This is a genomic window from Desulforamulus reducens MI-1, from assembly GCF_000016165.1.
Classification (GTDB): Bacteria; Bacillota; Desulfotomaculia; order Desulfotomaculales; family Desulfotomaculaceae; genus Desulfotomaculum; species Desulfotomaculum reducens.
The window spans coordinates 1,028,990-1,049,084 of sequence record NC_009253.1; the positions used below are offsets into that span (position 1 = coordinate 1,028,990).

Here is a 20,095-nt window from a genome sequence, read left to right on the forward strand (position 1 = left end):
GACTGGGAGGGGGAAAAAACTTGAAAACTTTAGTAATTACTGAAAAACCGTCTGTAGGGAAAGACATAGCCTCTGTTTTAGGCAGATTTGAAAGCAAGGACGGGTACCTGGAAAACGAAAAATATATCGTTTCTTGGGCCTTTGGACACCTAGTGGAATTAGCAGACCCATCTGTATATGATCCTGTATTTAAAAAATGGGATTTAGCAACACTGCCAATAATCCCTGATAGTTTCAAGCTGGTTGAAATTGCTGGTTCATCTGCTAAACAGCTTAGGACACTGAAAAAGCTACTAAACTCAGCAGAAGTATCCCAGGTGGTTAACGGCTGCGATGCTGGCCGCGAAGGTGAGAGCATCTTCCGTAGGATTTACCATTTTTGCGGTTGTCGAAAACCAATCAAGCGACTTTGGTTATCGGAAACAACCCCAGCAGCAGTAAAGGCCGCATTCAAAGCACTACGGGAGGGCCAAGAATATAATAATCTAGCAGCAGCTGCTGAGGCCCGTGGACAAGCAGACTGGTTAGTTGGGCTTAATGGTACTCGGGCCTTCACGGTACGGCATGGTACAGTACTCTCAGTGGGGCGAGTTCAAACACCGACACTAAACCTGATCGTATCACGGGAAAGGGAGATTAATAATTTTGTACCGGTGCCGTATTGGGAAGTTTGGGGCACCTTCCAAACGGATAACGGCATGTACAAAGGGAAATGGTTCCGGGAAAAAGAGGACCGGTTGCCTAACAGGGAAGCAGCCCTCAACTTAACAACTAAATTATCTTCTGAGGCAAAGGGGCAGGTAATTTCTTTGGAGCAGAAAGAAGCCAAAGAACTACCGTCCTTTTTGTTTAACTTGAATGATCTGCAGAAGGAGGGCAACCGGCGGTATGGTTTTACAGCACAACAGGTCTTGGATATTGCCCAATCACTTTATGAAAAACACAAGCTGCTGACTTATCCCAGGACTGACAGCAGGCATTTGTCCAACGCCATGATATCAACATTACCTGAACGCTTGGCTACTCTAAAGAATGCACCTAAGTATGCAGAGTTAATCCCAGACACACTACCTGGATTAAGTAAACGCTACGTGGATGATGGCAAAATTACAGACCACCATGCCATTATTCCCACAGCAGTTGATCCGTCAAAGGCTCAGTTAAGTGATCAGGAAAAGAAAATATATGACTTAGTGGTCCGGCGTTTTCTTAGTATTTTCTACCCAGAGGCCCGGTATGCTGTGACCGAAGTATTCACAGAAACTGCAGGTGAGCTATTCAAGTCGAGGGGACGGGTAGAACTGGCAGCCGGTTGGAAAATGGTGTGGCGTGGATCTGACCAAGAAACAGCAGAAGAGGGAAACGGGGATGATCCTGAAGATCAAGCCTTACCGCCTTTAACCCAGGGGAAATCAGTGGATGTCAGTAAAGTTGAAATCTTAGAAAAACAGACTAAACCACCTAAACGGTTTACGGAAGCGACCATACTGGCGGCCATGGAGAGTGCCGGTAAGTTTGTTGAGGACAAAGAAATGGCTGAGGTGTTAAAACAAACTGGTGGCATTGGAACCCCGGCCACCAGGGCTGCCATCATCGAACGTTTGATTAAAGTTGGATACGTGGCCAGGGATAAAAAATCCTTGGTACCCACAGCCAAGGGTCAGATACTAATTGATCTGGTGCCAAAGCAACTAAAATCGGTGGAATTAACTGCTTCCTGGGAGGATGGGCTGCGGAGGGTAGAAGAAGGTCAACAAAACGCTGCGCTATGGATACAGGACATTCAGGCTTATACCCGGGAATTGGTGGTACTGGCTAGAAATCAAGAAGTATCCCAAGGGGTTGGTACAGCAAGGGACACCCTTGGCAAATGCCCGGTCTGTGGCCGCGATGTGGTAGAAACCGCCAAAAGCTATGGCTGTAGTGGTTATAAAGAGGGGTGTAAATTTGCCATTTGGAAGGAGATCAACAGTAAAAAAATATCCGCCAAACAAGCCGAAACATTACTTACCAAGGGGAAAACAGGTTTAATTAAAGGGTTTAAGAGTAAGGCAGGAAAAACCTTTGATGCTCTTTTGGTGTTAGGCGAAGACGGCAAGATTACCTTTGGTTTTGCTAATGCAGTCAATGATCAACCTGGTAGTACAGGTAACACGGCTTTAGGAAAGTGTCCATTATGTGGCAAGGATGTTGTTGAAAACTCACGCAGCTATGGTTGCAGTGGCTATAAAGATGGTTGTAAATTTGTGATCTGGAGAGAAATTGCCAAGAAAAAAATTACTCAAACACAAGCCATAGAACTGCTTGCCAAAGGAAAAACCGGCATCATCAAAGGGTTTAAAGGACAAAAGGGCAGTTTTGATGCTGCCTTAACTATCATTAACGGTGAAATAAAATTTGCTTTTGCAGAAAGGATGTAGTGTGATGGCGATAGTGACATGCAAGATGCGGTTATATTCAAACTCTAGCCGGAAGGTCTGTTACCAAGAAAATGCCGATCGACTTGGGCGTGTTTACCTAAACAAAGCCTTTGTGGACGAATTGGAACTGGGAGATGATTTCTACCTCCAAATTGCTAATTCAGTTAATGAGTTTCCCCAAAAGGGATACTGCACCAGAATGATCCCTAAAAAAGCCACCTTGAATAAAGTGCGGTTTCACGAGGTGTTGGACCAAATAGGTGAAGTTGGCGACCTCTATGTCAACAAAGACATCCTAGAATATTTAAATGTTTACGGTGGAGAAATTGCAGTAAGGATTGTGTCCACTGCAAATTTTCATAACTCACTCTCTACTGGGGGTGATGCCAGTGCTTCAACAAGTAGGAAACAAGTCGGTTGAACTACTCAACCGAGGCAGTGAGCTTATTATTAACCGCATCCCCGAAGGACGTTTCAGAGACTGGGTAAATAACCATCAAAAAATTGCCCTTGGACTAGCCTCTTTGCCAATAGTGGTACCTGTCGGGTACATCCTGGATGTCTCGAGCATTGGCAGAATGGCCGGCTGGATCTATGACATAGGAGTGCAGCTGCAAGGTGTATCCATATTTTCCACCCCGGAACAAAAGGCTGCAGCTGCTCAGTGCATTAAAATGGGCAGTTATATCTCAAACCACACAGGTGCAGTAACCCAAGCCTGGTTGACGGGCAGCTATGAACCAGGAATGCCGGTAAAGGAGCTTGAGACAATCAAAGAGTGGTGGCAGTGGGGTAACCTAGCCCTTATGGCCACAATACCCTGGGTCTGGTGGAATTTTCAATGGGGTTTACCCAAACACAGCTCTACTAGGGTTCATGGCCTAAGAGTTGTAGATAATGCAGCCTTCGGTACCAACAGATGGGCTGGTGTAAAAGACCTTAAAAACTTCTGTGAACTTGGCCCACCGGTACACCTGAAAAAAAACAAGGACAATATAATCAAGTTTCCCGGTGGCAACCTGATTGGTGAGTTAGAAAGAAAAATAATCAGGGTCAACTTTGAAAAAGTACCCGACGACACTCCCAAGACAGCACCCCACCTTTTAGCCTACGGTGGTACCGGCGCTGGTAAATCCTACAGCCTTGTATCAGGAAATATCATTTCTGGTGTGTCGGATGGACAAAGCCTAGTATTAATTGATCCAAAGGGGGAGTTGTTCAAAACCTTTGCCAAATGGCTAAATGCCATGGGGTATGAAAATGTCTGGGCACTAAACTTTATGACTCCCCAGCACAGCCACCGTTGGAACTCCGTTATTGAATGCCAAGACGATGCTGAAATTTCCGAAATGGTTGACACCCTTTCCATCAATACCGTTGGCCCCAATCCAAGCTATTTTCAACTAAAGGCCATGGAACTGATGGAGGCAATTATTGGCCTCCTCAAAGGGGATTTTCCAGTAGAACAACAGCATATGAGAGCCATAAACACACTGGCAGCCTGGCCCCTAGAGAAACTAGATGCACGTTTTAAGGAGGCCTACCAGGCAGAAAGAATAAGTGCCACCATCTACGAAAGATGGCGGGGCGTAGCAAAGGAAAACTACGGATACGCCGTTTCTAACCTCACGGCGGTGCTAAAAAACTTAACAACTAGCCCACTGGCAGCCTTAATGTCCGAAAAGGAAATAGATCTAAGCGAAATAGGGAGAAAAAAGACCGCCCTTTTCCTGATCATTCCCACCGGTGGCGAAGGAGTTTATCTAAAACCAATCCTATCCATGTTCTATAAATTCCTCTTCAAGAGACTAGATAAACTGGCCTTTACTAGCCCCGGTGAACGACTTCCGGTACCGGTAAGAAACGTTTGGGATGAAATGGCCAACGTAGGGGTTATTCCCGGTTTACCAGAGATTATTAGTACCGCCCGGAGTAAAGGGATTCACATAATGATGATCTTACAGACCCCAACACAACTAGAATCTCTTTACGGTCGAGATGATGCTAAAACCATCACGGGAAACTGCCCTACGGTAATGATGATTGGTATTGCTCCGGCGGATCGTGACCTAGCTAAGATGTTTAGCGAAATACTGGGTACCGCAGCTGTTGAAGCTTACAAGGTAAGTGAGGACAGGACAGTACCAGGAAAGCATTGGTTTGAGTTTTCCAAGAAAACGAAAACAGTTATTGAACGCCCACTAATGACCATGTCGGAGATCTTTAAGATTGATCCTAGATATTGCATTGCCCTTCTTCAATGGAGTAACCCGGTATATCTAAAAAAGGTAGGGTGGACAAAACTACCTCAGGCTAAGGATATAAGGCGTTGCGGAATGCTGCCAATAAAAGAATATATTCCCGCCAGGAGTTTTGATATTAGCCTACCAGGGGATGACATCCTCTCATCCAATAACGAAGAATTAAGCCTAGCCTTTATAAATCAAGATGAACAGGAGATTCCTAGCCAGAAGGTTGAACTATCAAAAGTACCAGGTACTAAGCCTGAGAAAGAATTTATTTCAACCAAGGGAGAGAAAATTATTTCCTTGGGAAGCTTCTTAAATAACTGGGAAAAGGCTCCCCCCGATAACAAGCAAATAAATGGGGACACTCCAACTGCTGTAACGAATGAAATAGAAGTTACTGCACCAGGTGCAGCACCTCCTACTGCATCGGAGCAAATCAGTGGAGATATTGTTGAAATAACCTGGAATGAAAATAAACAGGAGGAAATGATTCAAGAAGATCCGTTAAATCCGCCAGATGAAAATGAGCTGGTTATGTACCAAGGGGATTTTACAGATGTTATTCCGGAGGATTTATCGGAACAACTTCTAGAGAATACCGGAGGTGCTTTTTTTATACCTGACATTTCAGAAAATCAACCAGAAGATCAATTTCTGGGGGGAGGGGAGGAAGAAGTATCAGCCGGTGACCTTCCAATAAACACTGGTGAAAATTCAGTAACTTCGGAACCAATGACACAAGATGAATTTATCGCCCTGACAGGGGCGGCATTAGAACATAGTCGTGAGAACTTAACTGGAGAAATTGTCAATGAATTGCCGGTGGAAGACGAGATATCAGTCCCGGCAAATGCTAAATCAATAAATTGCTCCTGGTAAGGAGACAACAAAAAACGGAGGGATTTGCAAATGAGTAACTTTATATTAGCCCCCGAGGGTTTACAACTACGGGATGTGGATGTCTGGGGACCAATTTACGATGCCAAAACCTACGGAACAATCATGGATGCCCGGATAGTAAGAGTGCGGCGAATTGGCAATCAAGGGGAAACATGGGAAATTGAATTTGATGATGCCCCTGGGATAACTGGTCTTGTCCCGGCAGAACAGACAGGGTTACCAGAGGGAACACCCGTTAACGCTTTTGTTGGGTCAGTGATCAGTGTCAAAGTGATGGAGATAAACCGTAAGGAAGGGATAGTAGCCTGCAGCAGAAAAGAAGTGGTCAATATCTCTCTATCAAAACTCCTGGCTGCAATTAATGTAGGTCAAGAAATATCCTCTATCGTAAAATTTGTAAGTGATCGCAATGTGTATCTTGATATTGGCGGTGGTGTAATTATTCGGCTACCAGCTGAAAAAGCCCGGTTATCAGATGGAGTGCCCCTGGATGTACAGTACCGGCGCGGTGGCAAAGTAAATATCATAGTAACAAACTTAAGCAAAGAAGACAGAGGTATAGAAGTCGAACCAATTGATCCCTGGGAAAGATGGACTTTTTCCCGGGGTGAAGTTTTATCTGGCACAGTAGTGGCTGTCCGAGATACAGCAGTATTTGTTAGTGTTAAGCCGGGAGTGATTGGTATGGCGCCATATAAGGCAGCAGATGAATTTGTTCATGGGGACCGGTTAGAATTTCAGGTAAACAAATTCGACGCAACGAAACGAAAACTCCACCTTATTGAGTGGGACCCAAAAAAGGTAGGCCAGCGTAAACGGGAGAAATACCGTGCTCAAGCGAGAAGGAATGCTGCCCGCCAGTCAAGGATTGCAAATGGGGAAGATAAAATCATTATCGGTGTATTTTCTGATATAGCCGTTGGTGCCGAAGAAAAACCAGGAATCGACGAAGAATAAACAACACAAGGGCAGGAAGAGTACATCCTGCCCTTGGTTTAATAAGGGGGTGAGGTAAAGCATGGGAGTACCCAATATTGAGATATCTGGAAAAATTGTTAAAGATAGCGCATTTGCAATCGGAAGAAGCATGGTGGTATCCAAAAGACAAGTTTCATCGGAAATAAATCTTTACCCATCGGGAATGGACCTAGAAATTCTTAAAATGCTCTCGATAAATGAGGCATTAATGTTAAATAGCTTAGTCCGTCTTTTTGATAGTTACAGAACAAAAATTGATAAGCTACTTATTAAACTCTCTAATCGTGGTTTAGTTAAAAATGTATCCGTGGCTACAGAACATACAATGTTCAAACTATGGCTTCCCATGGATACTAAAGTACCACGTAATGCCCAAGAAGCCTGTCGATTGGCCATGCTAGGAACATTTTTTTCGCTAGCATTTAAAGAAATCCCTAATCTTCAGTGGAGACTTATTCGAAATAATAAGGCCCCCGTATTGGCTGAAATGACCTTTATAGGCAAAAATGGCGAAGAAAAATGGATTATTGATGTTCCTAGGAGAGGTGAAAAACCTCAAGAAAAAGCAACCCTATATATTTTTCCGACTATAGAAGAGGCCGTCAGTCTAACACCAAAAGGTAGAAGGTTTACCTCAGATTTGTTTTTACTGAAAAACGCGGGCACACCTTTAAATAAAAGACTACTTGAACACTCCAATTAAGGGAAGGGGGAGGAGGGAACGGTAATCCGTTCCCTCCATTCACATGTTAAGAAAAAAATATGAGACTGCCTATTTGTTAAAAAAAATAATACGGGTTACAGGGATTAGATATAACATACGACCTGACTTAGATGATCCAAAAGAAGCAGAAGCTGCAGGTCTTTATACTAAAGAAACAACGGCCGGATTTTTCAGAACATATATTCTAACCCCAGTACATCTGGGGCTTGTTAAGTTCGTAAATGAGTATGGTTTTTTATCAAAGAAACAACTTATCTCCCTTGGAGAAAAATATACTTGGCTCGGGACCGACTTAAACTACATAATCTATCAATGTGTCGCCTATGGCCTAATGTATAGAAATCAAATACTATTTGATAACCACTCAACAATAGATATCTTCGGACTGGATACCGGTGGCTATTTTGCTCTAGAAGAAGCCGGAACAAAACAAAATAAGCAGCTATATACCCTAGGGATAGATCAACGCCTAAACATTTATCGCAAATCTGTATATTTACTTAGAGAAAATAATCCCCAGTTAAAGAGTGTAAGCATGTTAGAGGATATAGTAAATGAGAAAGATTTCAGGCTCCATTCCGGTAAAATTGTACTTTTTGACTCAAAAATTAGTCAAGTGTTAAACCTAGGATATGAAGTTGATGAGTTAGTAAACCAGTTAGATAAGGCTGGTGCCAAAGTTATAGATATCAGCAAAGATTCTGGTTTTGTTTTAGATCCACCTTTACCAGAGAAAAATCCAAATCCAGCTATTTAGCCAATTAAGGGATTGACAATTTGCATATATTGGTATATGTTGTGGGTAATCAAAGGTATAATCTTCAATTTTCATAAAGTTTTTCCTAAAAATAATATATAAACCTGCCAAAAACCTCCCCGGTTTTCCTGCTGGAATGCAGTGAGAAAGTCAGCGAAGAGCGATTTTTAAAGGTGGGTCGTGGCTCAAAGAAAGATTTCAGCGAAGAGCGAATGAATCTTTGGGTATCGTACTAATCAGCGAAGAGCGATTCAGTAAATATTTCACAGCGAAGAGCGTGAAAAGTCTTTAATAAGCGAAGAGCGTTAGAGGCGAAAAAAAGGGGAACAAACAAAACCTACCAAAATCCTTCCCAATTTTAAAAGTAAACTTAAGCGTCGAGCAAGTTTACGGTAGGTTGCAGCCTTGTAAGTTAGAGGCAGTTACACTAATTTAGCGTCGAGCGATTAGTGGCGTTCGGGACCCCCACGGTAGCAGGGGCAACATGGTAGCCAGTTATGGTTTACCTTGCAGAGATCGGCTAGAACAGGTCTCGGGACTGAAACTCCAACAGGAGTAACGCATGGCGATTGGGTACCGCCAGGGAGATGCGTTTAAAGCAGGACCGTTAAAACAGAACACCCCAAGCACTGGTATAGTTGGATCAGGGGATATCTCCAGCCGGTGTTGCGAGTTAAGATCCTCAGAGCGTAGGGTTTCCTACGGAAATAATGAAAGCAGTTATAAGTTAGGGCATATTTTTTGTGTTCTAATTACAATATTGAAAGACACTTTTAACAACAGGTATCAACCTGTTTGTTTGAGTGTCTTTTTTAATTTTTTTGTCAAAAGCCAGTAAAAATAAGTTTTAAGGAGGAATTATTTTGTTAAATAAAGTTATTTTAATTGGTCGGTTAACAAGAGATCCTGAGTTACGGTATACCACTAATGGTATTGCTGTAGCTAAATTAAATCTGGCAGTGGAGCGTCCCCAGTTTAACCGGGAGAGAGAAAAGGAAACGGATTTTATTGATATCGTTGTTTGGCAGAGACTGGCCGAGATCTGTGCCAATAATTTGGGTAAAGGTCGCTTGGTGGCTGTTGATGGTCGTCTGCAAGTTCGTTCCTATGATGATAATCAGGGAATACGCAGGAAAGCAGCTGAGGTAGTGGCTGAAAATGTCAAGTTTCTGGATTGGCCCAAGGATAGGCCTAATCATCAGGATAGTGACAATAATAAAGGTGATGGGTTCGGTAGTGAAATAAGCTTCAATGGTGATGATATACCGTTCTAAAGATTACTGACTTGTAACAGATATTGAGTAATATTTAAGGCGGCCAAATGGCCTGTAATCCTACACTAAATTTAAGGAGGTGGAGGATACGGGCCGGGGGCTCGTATCGAAGATTATGATGAAAAAAGCATGCCCATTTAGAGGATTTGCCGAATGTTTATTAGAAAACTGCATGGCTTGGTCCGGTTTTGACTGCCGTATGTTTTCCGTAAGCCCGATGTTTATGGGTGGCGGTATAGGCAATAATGCTTCGGTTAGCCCTGCTGCAACGTTTCATGCAGCTACAACAACGAAGGAATTATTTACTCAAGATGAGTTGCAGAGCGCAGCAGTAATGGCCGGACAGGAAAATAAAACTGATGCAGAAACAACAAGCAGAGATAACGAAGAAAAGCAAGTAAAAGAAAATCCGGTAGCTAAGGTTACTGTTACGGAAATTAAAGTAACCAAAAATGGCAATACCCGGGTTGTATGTAAGATAGAAAACGGTAAAGAAGACCAGGTCATCATCGCTAAAAATGGCGTAGGTGAACTGCTGCAAAAAGGCTTAAACAAGAAGTTTGAAATCGAGTATAATGTAATGAAGGACGGAGATGCTTGGTATGGCATTAAGGCCAAGCAACTATAAGAACCTTCATTACCGGAAGGGGTAAGATCATGGAAAATAATAAATTCCAAGAGTTAGTTTTAAAGAAATTTGAAGAAAATGAACAGTTTCAGAAACTTACGCTACAAAAATTTGAAGAAAATGAACAGTTTCAGAAACTTACGCTACAAAAATTTGAAGAAAATGAACAGTTTCAAAAGCTTGCACTACAAAAGGTTGAAGAAAATGATCAGTTTCAAGCACTTGTGGTAAAGCAATTTCATCTAATATCTGAACAAATGCAGGCTTTGACACAGGGTCAAGTAAGGTTAGAAAATGACCTGAAAAGACTTGAGGTAAGAATGGAAAATGAAGTGATCGAACGACTTCGAGGACTATATGATGACCGAGAAGTCCAAAACGAAAAACTTGACAAGATTGAACAAAGGCTTACAGATATTGAGGTTGACACAAGTTATCTTGTCCTTAAAGTAAAAGGGCTCGAAAAGATAGCTAAATAACCTCCTGTTTAAAGAGCAAGGTCTTAGCGACCTGAAGTATTAAAAGAGAACGTAACCAAGGGATATTTCCCTCGGACGTTCTCTTTTTGCGTTTTTAAGGAAAACTTATGCGGCCTTCCTGGCCGGTACTATCCAATCGAAAGGGGGATAGGTATCGGCCAGTAGGTCGGTACCGTTATATATGCAACAGATTTCTATGTGGGAAGGTAATAAAGGAAGTAAAAAAGCTCAGAGCTTTGCTGGAAGACTTAGAGAGAGTGGAGCTGTTTATCAGATTAATGGCGATGAGAACACATCGATGGAATTAATCCTATCAGCTTTGATAGGAGATATACCAGATGAGACCATGAAGAGTCTTTTGCTGTTAAACCTGGTGGATTTCCTGAATCTGAGTAAAGAAGAACTAATGACTTACCCAGGTATCGGCCCAAGTATGGCTGCAAGGCTAATGGCCGCATTTGCCTTAACCAAAAAGCTGGCCAGTGCTGGGGCTTCAGAGAATACTGTTATACGATGCCCTGAGGATATTTTTTACTTAATGAAAAACGAAGCCAAGCTACTTGATAAAGAGTATTTCAGTGCACTACTCCTAAATACCAAAAATCATGTGATTGGAAAAGAGACAATATCTATAGGCACCTTAAATTCCTCCATGGTTCACCCCAGGGAGTTGTTTAAACAGGCTATCAGGCGCAGTGCGGCCGCCGTAATTCTAGTTCATAACCATCCAAGTGGCGACCCCACACCTAGCCGGGAAGATATTAGTTTAACCAAAAGATTAATAGAAGCAGGAGAAATCATCGGTATTGATGTCCTGGATCACATAGTACTAGGTTTTGATAAATTTACTAGTCTAAAATCCAAAGGACTTATTTAAAAAGCAACTAAAAATCAAGGCGGATTATACGCCTACCCAAACACATAGGAGGTGAAGGGTGGCGTATGCCGCCGAGAATATGAATTATGCAAAACAATATGTGAATCAACCGTTACAACGGGTCAACCGGCAGCAGCCTTGTCCTGTCTGCGGTAAAACTGATTGGTGCTCTTTCAATGATCGCATTGCCATTTGTATGCGAGTTGAAAGCAATCACCTTGTACCAGGTAAAATGGGCGGTTGGCTCCATAAGTTGATTGAAACCCCATCATATTATAAGCCTGTTGAAACAGCTGCAACCGTAGCTGCAAAGGCTTCTGCAGAGGTATGTGACAGGGTATACAGGGATTTTCTAAGCCTATTAAGTCTGGCACCTTACCACATTAAAGAGCTATCCAAACACCGTGGTTTTACTCTTGAAGAAATCAAAGAGATAGGATTTAAGTCTTTAATCGAGGTCAAACCATGGGAGTTATGTAAACGGCTTATAGACATGGGTTATAACCTCAAAGGGGTCCCGGGATTTTACCAGGCACCCAATAAAAAGGGAAACGGCTACTACTGGTGTTTCAATTATTCCCCAGGCTTTATATTTCCCATTTTAGACAAAGAAGGGAAAATCCAAGCATTACAAACTAGACTGGACAAACCCATCGGGGATAGGAAGTACCAGTTATTCAGTTCTGGTAATAAAGAGACTGGATCATCCTGCGGAGTTCCGGTTCATGTAGCCCAACCAAGAATTTTAAAAGACAAACGGATATGGGTAACAGAGGGAGCATTAAAAGCTACTATCCTAAGCCAAAGGGTTGGTGCTGTAGTGTTGGGAACCGTGAGTTCTAATACCTGGGCACCGGTACCGGAGTTATTGGAACAGAGTTTTCCGGAAAGTGAAATTGTTGAGGCCTATGATTGTGACAAGTACACTAATCGTCACGTGAAAACGGCCTGTGAGTGCTTCAGACACGCGATAACCGAGGCCGGGATGCAACTAGCTGAGGCAATATGGAATAACCAGTACAAAGGCGTAGATGATGCTGTACTGGCAAGATGTGAGATTCGATATAAGAAAATTAATTAAGGAAGGTGTCAAACAATGACCGAAAGCATGAAAAATAGTTTCTTAACTAAAGTGGCCTTACAGGCTGAGACGAACCGTTTGGTAAAAGGAGAGCAAGATTTACCAATGGAAAAATGGGCGATGATTGCCGGGGAACATATGGGTCATTTATTTGCAGCTGTCATGGACGGTGATAGAGATAGAGTAGAAAAAGAGCTGCTGCACGTAACAGCCCCTCTCTTAGAACTCTATCAAGGGATGATGACAACAGATTCTTACCCAAGCAAATAAGGTATACCTAAAGTATACTTTTATACCTATGTATACCTAAGGAAAACAAGGTATAAAAAGTATACCCTTTGGATATCAAATTAAAAAAGAATTAGCATGGAGGTTGGATATATGAGTGAGGCAGTGCCATTTTCAGCAAAAATCGATGCAGAAATAAAAGAAAAGCTAAATAACATGGCTGTGCAAAGCGGCATCACCATGAAGGACTTCTTATCCCGGTTAGTTGGCAGTTACGAAGCAGCCCAGGAACGCGAAAGCATGGGCCAGGTTAAAGAAGTAGAAAACCTCAGGCACCATCTCGCTCGAGTAGAAGAAATCTACGTTTCTATGGTAAAGGCCGCTAAGGACAGACAAGAATCAGATACCGAACGTATTGAAAGAGCAGAAGCTGAGGCCCAGGCAGTGAAGGCGGAAGCCTTAGACCGTGAAAAACAAGCTGCCATGGCCATAGAAAGTGCTAACGAACGTGTTCAACAGGCTGATGCAGAATCTGCTCTCTTACGGGAACAGGCTAACCAAGAGATTGCCCAACTAAAAGAGATCGTAGAACGAGAAAAAGAAGCCCGGGAACAATCAGCTCGTTTAGCAGCCCTTGCTGAACAAGCAGCAGCAGCTGCTAAAAAAAAAGCTGAACATCTTGCTGATCAGGCTTCTAAGGCAGAACAGTACCAAAAAGAAAAAGAAGAAATAGCAAAGCGATTAGATCAAACCCAGGAATTGCTAAAACAAACTCAAGACCAGGCAAAGAATGACCTTGATATGGAAGTTGCTAAGTCTAAGGATCTTCTTGAAAGGACTAAAGACAGAGCGGATGTAGAAAAAGAAAGGGCCGTGTTACTAGCTCAAAGAGAATTCATGGAGGAAATCGGTAGATTAAGAGATTCTCTTGCTCAATGTAGGGAAGAGAAGGCAACATTTGAAATCAAGCTTTCACAACTTGAGCAACAAATTCAAAAACTGAAAGATGAAAATGTTGCTTTAAAAACTACGTTGGAAAATCAAAAAACTAACCAAAGTGAGTAAGTCTAGTAAGAAATAAAAAATAAGTCCAGGAGGTGACCTGCCGGGGATTTTTCCCCGGTATGGGGACTCCCTGGCGAAAATATGGAACAGTCTCAATTAAGACAATTTTACAGGAATGAATCAACTAACAAAGATATTACAACGAACATTATTATCTGGCTGGATGGTTTTTTTGAAAGAAGGTTATTTAAATTTTTGTGTGTTGCGGTACCAGTTTATTTTGGTGCCCACCTGATTAATTACTTGATAAGTCGATAAGAAAGTGGGTTTGGTGGTAAATCCCAAATGCAACTTTCTCTTGTTAGGTCTCCACACATGGAGGCGTGTGAGACCTAACAGAGAGGGGGTGACGCTTATGCCAATGTTTGAGCTTCTCCAGCTTATTATAGCAGTAGTAAACCTACTGACGAAGCTGGTTGAACTTAAACGAGCTGGCGTCAACCGCAAGAGAAAGAAAAAACGTTAGGTAATTAACCTAACGTAGATAAAGAAAAAGTATTAGCGAAAAAACCACACGCCTCCTCCTTTTTGAAGGAGATATGCTTGGTTAAATTATACCCTATTTGCAGTGATAATCAAGCAAGAGTAGCAAGAAAATACCAGGCTGAAAGCCGGTTAATCCAATCCGAAGGGAGGAAGGATACCGGCGGCAGCCGGTATCAAAAATATGAAAGATATATTGGATTTTCCAGGGGTAATTTGCTCCTACACCAGAAAACAGGCGATTGAAGACGGGGTCTAAATAGATGTTTCTCAAACTGCCAGACAAGCAGGATTTAAATATCCTGTAGCTGTTACCCAGGCAGTGTTGACGGAGGTTATCACCCCCGATGAAATAGCTAAAAAGAAAGGACAGACTGAAGCCGGTAGGCTGTGGGATGTATTATGGATGTGTTCTGTTGCAGCAAGATGTAGCAAGGGCCAAGCAGAAATAAGATTCAAACTTGAAGTAGTAAAGGGTAAGTGCAGAGAATTTGTAAAACTGAAGGCATTGTGTCACCCGGGTGATAAGGAAGAACCAGTTATCACTATAATGCTGCCGGATGAAGATTAGTCAGGATTGTAACACGAAAGATAAAGATGATAAGGAGACTTCATGATGATAGATGAGAAAATCATTAATAAAATACGTAAAGTGCTTGCGCTAACGAAGAGTACCTATCAAGAAGAAGCACAGGCGGCACTATTAAAAGCACAGGAGTTAATGGCACAACACGGACTAACCATGGCTGAAATTGAGATATCACAGGAAACAGGCAAGGAAAAACAAGTGGAAGATATCTGTATTTCAGAAAAGCGAAGAAATACTTGGTTTGAAAAAAGCCTAGCTGGGATTATCGGTGAAAACTTTCGTTGCCATCCATATGCAGTACTGGGAGAAGGAATTTACTTTATAGGTTTAAAGGAAGATGTGGAAATAGCAAAAGAAGTTTACCTGTATGCACTCAACACCATGCTCTATTTATCAAATAACTACGTGAAAACGAATCGTAACCCAGTAGTGAGCATAAACAGTAGGCATCTAAAAAATGATTATTTGACTGGGTTTCTCAAAGGACTAAGGGATAAGTTTAAGGAGCAGATTGAATCTAAGGGTTATGCTTTAATCCTGGCTAAGGATGCTTTGGTCATTCAAACCGTAAACGAGAAAAAGTTACAAAAGGGTCAGAAAAGTAGGATTGTAACTGGTGGCTCAGCAGATGCCAAGGAAGCTGGCTATCGAGATGGAAAAAGCTTTAATGAAAAGCAGAAGATTATTCACTGAATTTCGGTATTACTACATGCTATACCAATTAATGAAAAAGGAAGGTGGCTGGTTGGTTTTGGCTAGCCAAGTAAGATACCACCCTGAATTGGTGAACTTTTGCCAAGTAGGATGGACAACTGATTTGCATAAATGGGGTCTAATTGTCTCCCTATGGATTAATCCAAGTGAGTGGGATTTTAATGAGAATATACCTAAGACAGATACTGCTATAGCTTACTTGTACAAGCATAAAGATGGCAGTGTTTATGTTGCAAAAAGTTATGAAGAACAAGTAAAAATACACAAAAAGTATGGAATACCAATTGTTGACCCAGGTGAGCAGTTTCATGAAGGGGATCAGCAATTAGCATTATTTTAAAAACTGTATTATTAAAATGGCCTGGTATATATTCCAGGCCATTCCCAAAGGGAAATATTTCAGTTTGATATGTAGTCCTGATGGTGGGATTACAACTTTTATTTTTAATTATTTACTGGTGTAAAGCCAGTTTAATCGGATATGGCTTTGGTAGAAGCCAGCAGTGAGCAGTGGTAACTGCAAAATATTTTGTCTCAACTCATTTTTCCCAAATGAGCACTTTTTCCCACTAAGGCATCGTTCCTTTGTGCGGAGGCTCAACGTCGATGACCGGTAAGTGAGGCAGACCGGTAGGGCGGCCAAGGGACCTGGTCGTGAGCGACGGTAGTCGCATGGGTCAAAGGGGACTATCTTGCCGGACAGTAGAGGTGACCGGTAAGGACATACCCAGCCGTTGGGCTGCGGGAGCAGCACAATGGCGGAGGATTATCACAAAAGCTTCCGGTAGGAAGGTTTGTGCGAAGACCCGTAGGGTCGTTTATTTAGGACGGTAGGCATAAATAAACGACCCGATAGGATGACCCACAAGCCCTAGCTTTGCTATAGCCTTGATGCGGTAGCGACAAGGCTATAGCAAAGCTAGGAATCCCGGGCGGTTGCCCGGGTATAAACTAACCGGTAGTTGTTTTAGCATTACGGTAGTAATGCCAAGAAGTTCGGTAGATAAAAATGATCAGGAAATGAAATTAACATCTGCCCTGGTAAGGGCAGATAAGTGCCCGGCAGGGTCTCCATGAACCAGCGGTAGCTAGAAGTTTATAGATGTCCGGGCAGTGTCCGGGTAAGAAACTAGCCAAAACAAGCTAATAAATTACAACATTTACAAGAAAATTTTGAAACAAAGTAGTTTTGTCCGAACAAAACCCGGACAAAACTACTTATTTGGCCTAAAACTAGTATTAAAGTATCCGGGCAATGTCCGAAGAAGGTTTTAGATGATGAAAGTTGCCCGGGCATTGTCCGGGGATAGGGGGATGGTCAATGGCAAAGTTAAAGACGATATATAGGCAAGTTGATCAGTTATTTAGCATGTCTCGAAGCTTTGGACAAAAGAAAAAAGCACTACGTGAAGTGGGTCAGCTTGATGCAGCTATCCCTGGTTCTATGACGTATGATATTTATCGTGGTGCTTGTATGCGGTTTGCAGAAGATCTCGCTGAAAAGAGGGGGACTAACAAATTTCAAATATGTTCTATAACCCCCGAAGAAGTTAGAAATTTCCTAGAGAGGCTAAAGCTAACCCGGAGGCCTGAGACGGTACACCAATATTCATCGGCTCTTAGCAAATTAGAGGATATGACAAATAAAAGATTTGGAAAGGTTTCATGGGAAATTGACAAATTAGATCGACCTCGTAGAAGCAGAGAAGATGTTACTAAACAGCGTGGACCTGCATATACGCCGGAAGAGGCAAATAAACTCATTCACGAGTTGAGGGTAATAAATCCGAAGGCAGCCGATGCAATGGAGTTCATCCGTGCCACCGGCTGCCGTGCTGAATCTGTTTTTGGGGTAGTTAGAAAAAAGGGTGGCAAAGTTGTTACCGATGGAATAACAGTTGAAAAAGTTAAAGCATATCGGGACTTTGATAAAGTGGTTACTCCCGAACGAATCGACCTGGTGCGTGGGACAGTGAAGTTAATTGAAAAAGGAGGTAAGGTACGAGAAGTTACTTATGACCGGCAGTACCAGGGTTTAATGGAGCGACTGGTTAGGGAAAAGCCCCACGGGAAGATATTTGCTGAGATGAAACAGCAGACAGTTTATTGTCAAATATCGGTAATCGCTTCAAAAAGTAGTTTTCAGGGACGAGGCTTTCATGGAATGAGAAAGACCTTTGCGGTTCATAGACACAAAGAGTATGTTAATAGACTCAGAGAACTAATAGAGACAAAAGATTGGCAGAAACTCTCCAAGGAATTTCCGGTGTCAGGTCAAAAGGCAAGGCGAATATGCGAAAGCCCAGTAGATAGAGTAGTAGATATTGTGGCAAGGATGAGGTTAACCACGGATCTTGGACATAACAGGGTGGAGGTTACATACCGGTATGTACCAAGGGAGAAAGGGTAATTGACATAAACTAGTTAATAGATTAAAGTAAAATAAAAAAATTTAGAAAATTATAGCTATTGAATGGGTGATAGTGGGGGGTTTTTATTATGTCAAAGAAAAATATAAAAATTTATGCCTTCTATAACAATAAGGGAGGAGTAGGGAAAACTACTCTTTGTTTTAATGCTGCGTCACTTTATGCTCAAAAGAACCCTAACACACAAGTTTTAGTAATTGATATGTGTCCACAAGCTAATATATCTCAGTTTTTATTAGGTGGTGGCCAACAAGGATATAAAACAACCCAAAAATTACAGTCTCTAGCTGGAAGAAAAAATGTAGTTGGTTTTATAGATTGGTTATTAAAAGGAAATTCGAATTTTAAAACGCCTAACACTTCCTATAAAATTAATGTTTCTTCTTACAATAAGCATATACCAACTAATGTATATTTAATTGCAGGTGATTCGTTTTTGGAATCCCTTTCCTTAGCATTAAATTATGCAGTAATTAACCCGGCTAATACCCAAGCTTGGAAAGAATATATGACAGCAATTAGAAGGTTATGTGAATATGAATATGAATATGAAAAATTGGAAAACTTAGTGGTTTTTATAGATTGTAATCCTAGCTTTTCTATATATACACAAATGGCATTGACATCTTCAGATTATTTAATTATTCCCATGATGGCAGACCATAGTTCTGAAGAAGGTATAAAATCAATTTTAATGTTACTTTATGATCAATACCCATCAGTAGCTATAAAAAAATATGCAGAAAATGTTATTACTTATAATAAACAAATTAAGAATTTTGAATTAAAACTTCCATTGATTTTTGAATTCGTATTTAATAATTATACTTCTAATCAAGGGATTGCCAACGCATTTCAATCTATAAAATCTGAACTAATGGAATTCTGCTATAAACAATTTAATAAATTCCCGAATCTATTTTATCCGGCAAGTAATGTTAAAGATGAGTCTGACTGGGAGCAATATTTTGTTTCTGATGTAAAAGATTTTCACACAGCAGGAAAAGTATCAGCTGCACTTGGAATTCCTATTTGTAATTTACCTAACTCAACAAAATATACTATGCCGAATAATAATGAGGTTGTCATACCTAAAGGAAATTATACTCAAGCAGTGGATGATGTAAAGGCTTTCGTAAACAAAATATTATAGATGTTTGAATCTACAGGCTATTTGCGAGATGTTGTTTTATGTGAAAATCGAGTTGGAGTAAATATATTCCTAAGACTAAAAGTAATCCACGGTAATTTTTTACCGTGGATTTTCTAATGACTATCTTATTGTTTTATTTTACCATAGGTAAATTCGTTCATTTTCTTAGCAATATGCCTAATAGATTCTGGACTTTTATCCTTATAGACAAAACTATTGCTGCTATCTGTGGTACCCATTTCGATTATTTTTTTAAGTAAAGATTTCATATCATCACCCGTTATTTAGGGTACCCATAAATGGCAATTTTTAGTCATACCTCCCTCCTACCGGCATAGGATTTGATATAAATATATTTTTATCCCTGGGATAAGCACCTGAAAGGGGGGCATTAAGTGGTAGAGAGGGAGGAGGCATCCCGCAAAGAGCGTTCCGATAAGAAGTGGGAGTACCCCTTAAGGCTTGATAAGCAAATAGAAGCTGAGGTAAAGGCATTAGCGTTAAATGTCGGAAAACCAATAGGACAAGTTTTGGATCGGCTCATCACTGCAGCACTACATAACGAAGAAATATTAAACAATATCTATGCCATGTGGCCTCCAAAGGATTTATTTATTATGGTAAGGAGGCGGGAATAAATGGGTTTACTAAACTTTTTATTCGGAGAACCTGCACCACGAACACGGCGATTCAATGTAGAAATTGAACTTCCGGAAACTCAATACGAGGCCTTGATGAATATGATTAGAGCAGTTAAAGAGCATGAAAATAAAGAGTTCGATGAAAGTAAATTCTGGAGTAAGTTAGTGACAGAATGGTTGGAGAAAAACTGGGGGCCAACTATTAAGAAGTTAGCTAATATAGACAAGCCATCAAGGAGAAGAACTAAAGGTAGTCGCAGTACTCGGGGTTAATACTTCAACTACATTCTAATCAGAATGGTTTTTATCTTTTCTTTCTATTATATAAGTCTTTGGCCTACGTCCCTTCGAGATAACAATTGTCGAAAATTCTTATTAATCAGGAAGGTATTAGAAAATTAAGACAAGAATTGTTAGCTTGGAGGT

21 protein-coding genes are annotated in these 20,095 nt (G+C 41.3%); all 21 read left to right on the forward strand.

Annotated elements, in window-relative coordinates; all coding sequences use genetic code 11:
* The first annotated feature begins 20 nt into the window (after positions 1–20).
* The 21 genes from DRED_RS05295 to DRED_RS05395 all read left to right on the forward strand — a co-directional run bounded on the left by DRED_RS05295 (position 21) and on the right by DRED_RS05395 (position 19,942).
* Positions 21–2,420, forward strand: a complete 2,400-nt coding sequence (locus DRED_RS05295; protein WP_011877338.1) for a DNA topoisomerase 3 — start codon at positions 21–23, stop codon at positions 2,418–2,420.
* A gap of 4 nt (positions 2,421–2,424) precedes the next feature.
* Positions 2,425–2,841: a hypothetical protein gene (locus DRED_RS05300; RefSeq protein ID WP_011877339.1), complete on the forward strand. Its 417-nt coding sequence runs from the start codon at positions 2,425–2,427 to the stop codon at positions 2,839–2,841.
* A 25-nt stretch (positions 2,842–2,866) separates the two neighbouring features.
* Positions 2,867–5,548, forward strand: coding sequence for a VirD4-like conjugal transfer protein, CD1115 family (locus DRED_RS05305; RefSeq protein ID WP_420794779.1), 2,682 nt, complete (start codon positions 2,867–2,869; stop codon positions 5,546–5,548).
* Positions 5,549–5,578: 30 nt separating this feature from the next.
* Entirely contained in the window at positions 5,579–6,526 is a 948-nt protein-coding gene (locus DRED_RS05310) for an RNA-binding protein S1 (protein WP_011877341.1), read from the forward strand.
* A gap of 61 nt (positions 6,527–6,587) precedes the next feature.
* Positions 6,588–7,250 carry a hypothetical protein gene (locus DRED_RS05315; protein ID WP_011877342.1) on the forward strand — a complete coding sequence of 221 codons (663 nt, stop codon included), beginning with the start codon at positions 6,588–6,590 and terminating at the stop codon, positions 7,248–7,250.
* 43 nt (positions 7,251–7,293) lie between these two features.
* Positions 7,294–8,028, forward strand: a complete 735-nt coding sequence (locus tag DRED_RS05320; protein ID WP_011877343.1) for a hypothetical protein — start codon at positions 7,294–7,296, stop codon at positions 8,026–8,028.
* Between the two features lie 863 nt (positions 8,029–8,891).
* Entirely contained in the window at positions 8,892–9,302 is a 411-nt protein-coding gene (locus tag DRED_RS05330) for a single-stranded DNA-binding protein (protein WP_011877344.1), read from the forward strand.
* Positions 9,303–9,417: 115 nt separating this feature from the next.
* Complete coding sequence (locus tag DRED_RS05335) at positions 9,418–9,930, forward strand: hypothetical protein (protein ID WP_011877345.1); 513 nt, start codon at positions 9,418–9,420, stop codon at positions 9,928–9,930.
* Between the two features lie 29 nt (positions 9,931–9,959).
* Positions 9,960–10,409 (forward strand): hypothetical protein, encoded by a 450-nt coding sequence (locus tag DRED_RS05340; RefSeq protein WP_011877346.1) that lies wholly within the window; start codon positions 9,960–9,962, stop codon positions 10,407–10,409.
* Between the two features lie 181 nt (positions 10,410–10,590).
* A complete protein-coding gene (radC, locus tag DRED_RS05345; RefSeq protein WP_011877347.1) occupies positions 10,591–11,286 on the forward strand; it encodes a RadC family protein in 696 nt (231 codons plus the stop codon).
* Between the two features lie 58 nt (positions 11,287–11,344).
* Positions 11,345–12,367 carry a DUF3854 domain-containing protein gene (locus DRED_RS05350; protein ID WP_238442585.1) on the forward strand — a complete coding sequence of 341 codons (1,023 nt, stop codon included), beginning with the start codon at positions 11,345–11,347 and terminating at the stop codon, positions 12,365–12,367.
* Between the two features lie 15 nt (positions 12,368–12,382).
* On the forward strand, positions 12,383–12,637 hold the full coding sequence (locus tag DRED_RS05355; RefSeq protein WP_011877349.1) for a hypothetical protein: 255 nt from the start codon (positions 12,383–12,385) through the stop codon (positions 12,635–12,637).
* 111 nt (positions 12,638–12,748) lie between these two features.
* On the forward strand, positions 12,749–13,660 hold the full coding sequence (locus DRED_RS05360) for a coiled-coil domain-containing protein (protein WP_011877350.1): 912 nt from the start codon (positions 12,749–12,751) through the stop codon (positions 13,658–13,660).
* 543 nt (positions 13,661–14,203) lie between these two features.
* Complete coding sequence (locus tag DRED_RS18995) at positions 14,204–14,389, forward strand: hypothetical protein (protein ID WP_049755854.1); 186 nt, start codon at positions 14,204–14,206, stop codon at positions 14,387–14,389.
* A 13-nt stretch (positions 14,390–14,402) separates the two neighbouring features.
* Positions 14,403–14,714 (forward strand): DUF6573 family protein, encoded by a 312-nt coding sequence (locus DRED_RS19000; protein ID WP_337998928.1) that lies wholly within the window; start codon positions 14,403–14,405, stop codon positions 14,712–14,714.
* Between the two features lie 42 nt (positions 14,715–14,756).
* Positions 14,757–15,425, forward strand: coding sequence for a DUF2786 domain-containing protein (locus tag DRED_RS05370; RefSeq protein WP_011877352.1), 669 nt, complete (start codon positions 14,757–14,759; stop codon positions 15,423–15,425).
* Complete coding sequence (locus DRED_RS05375; RefSeq protein WP_041274485.1) at positions 15,385–15,786, forward strand: hypothetical protein; 402 nt, start codon at positions 15,385–15,387, stop codon at positions 15,784–15,786. The genes DRED_RS05370 and DRED_RS05375 overlap by 41 nt, the downstream gene beginning before the upstream one ends.
* 981 nt (positions 15,787–16,767) lie before the next feature.
* Positions 16,768–17,856 carry a hypothetical protein gene (locus DRED_RS05380; RefSeq protein ID WP_011877354.1) on the forward strand — a complete coding sequence of 363 codons (1,089 nt, stop codon included), beginning with the start codon at positions 16,768–16,770 and terminating at the stop codon, positions 17,854–17,856.
* 89 nt (positions 17,857–17,945) lie between these two features.
* The gene (locus DRED_RS05385) at positions 17,946–19,028 is read left to right on the forward strand and encodes a ParA family protein (protein WP_011877355.1); all 1,083 of its coding nucleotides are present in this window, start codon (positions 17,946–17,948) and stop codon (positions 19,026–19,028) included.
* A gap of 395 nt (positions 19,029–19,423) precedes the next feature.
* Complete coding sequence (locus DRED_RS05390) at positions 19,424–19,666, forward strand: hypothetical protein (protein ID WP_011877356.1); 243 nt, start codon at positions 19,424–19,426, stop codon at positions 19,664–19,666.
* Positions 19,667–19,942, forward strand: coding sequence for a hypothetical protein (locus DRED_RS05395; RefSeq protein WP_011877357.1), 276 nt, complete (start codon positions 19,667–19,669; stop codon positions 19,940–19,942).
* Positions 19,943–20,095: the final 153 nt, after the last annotated feature.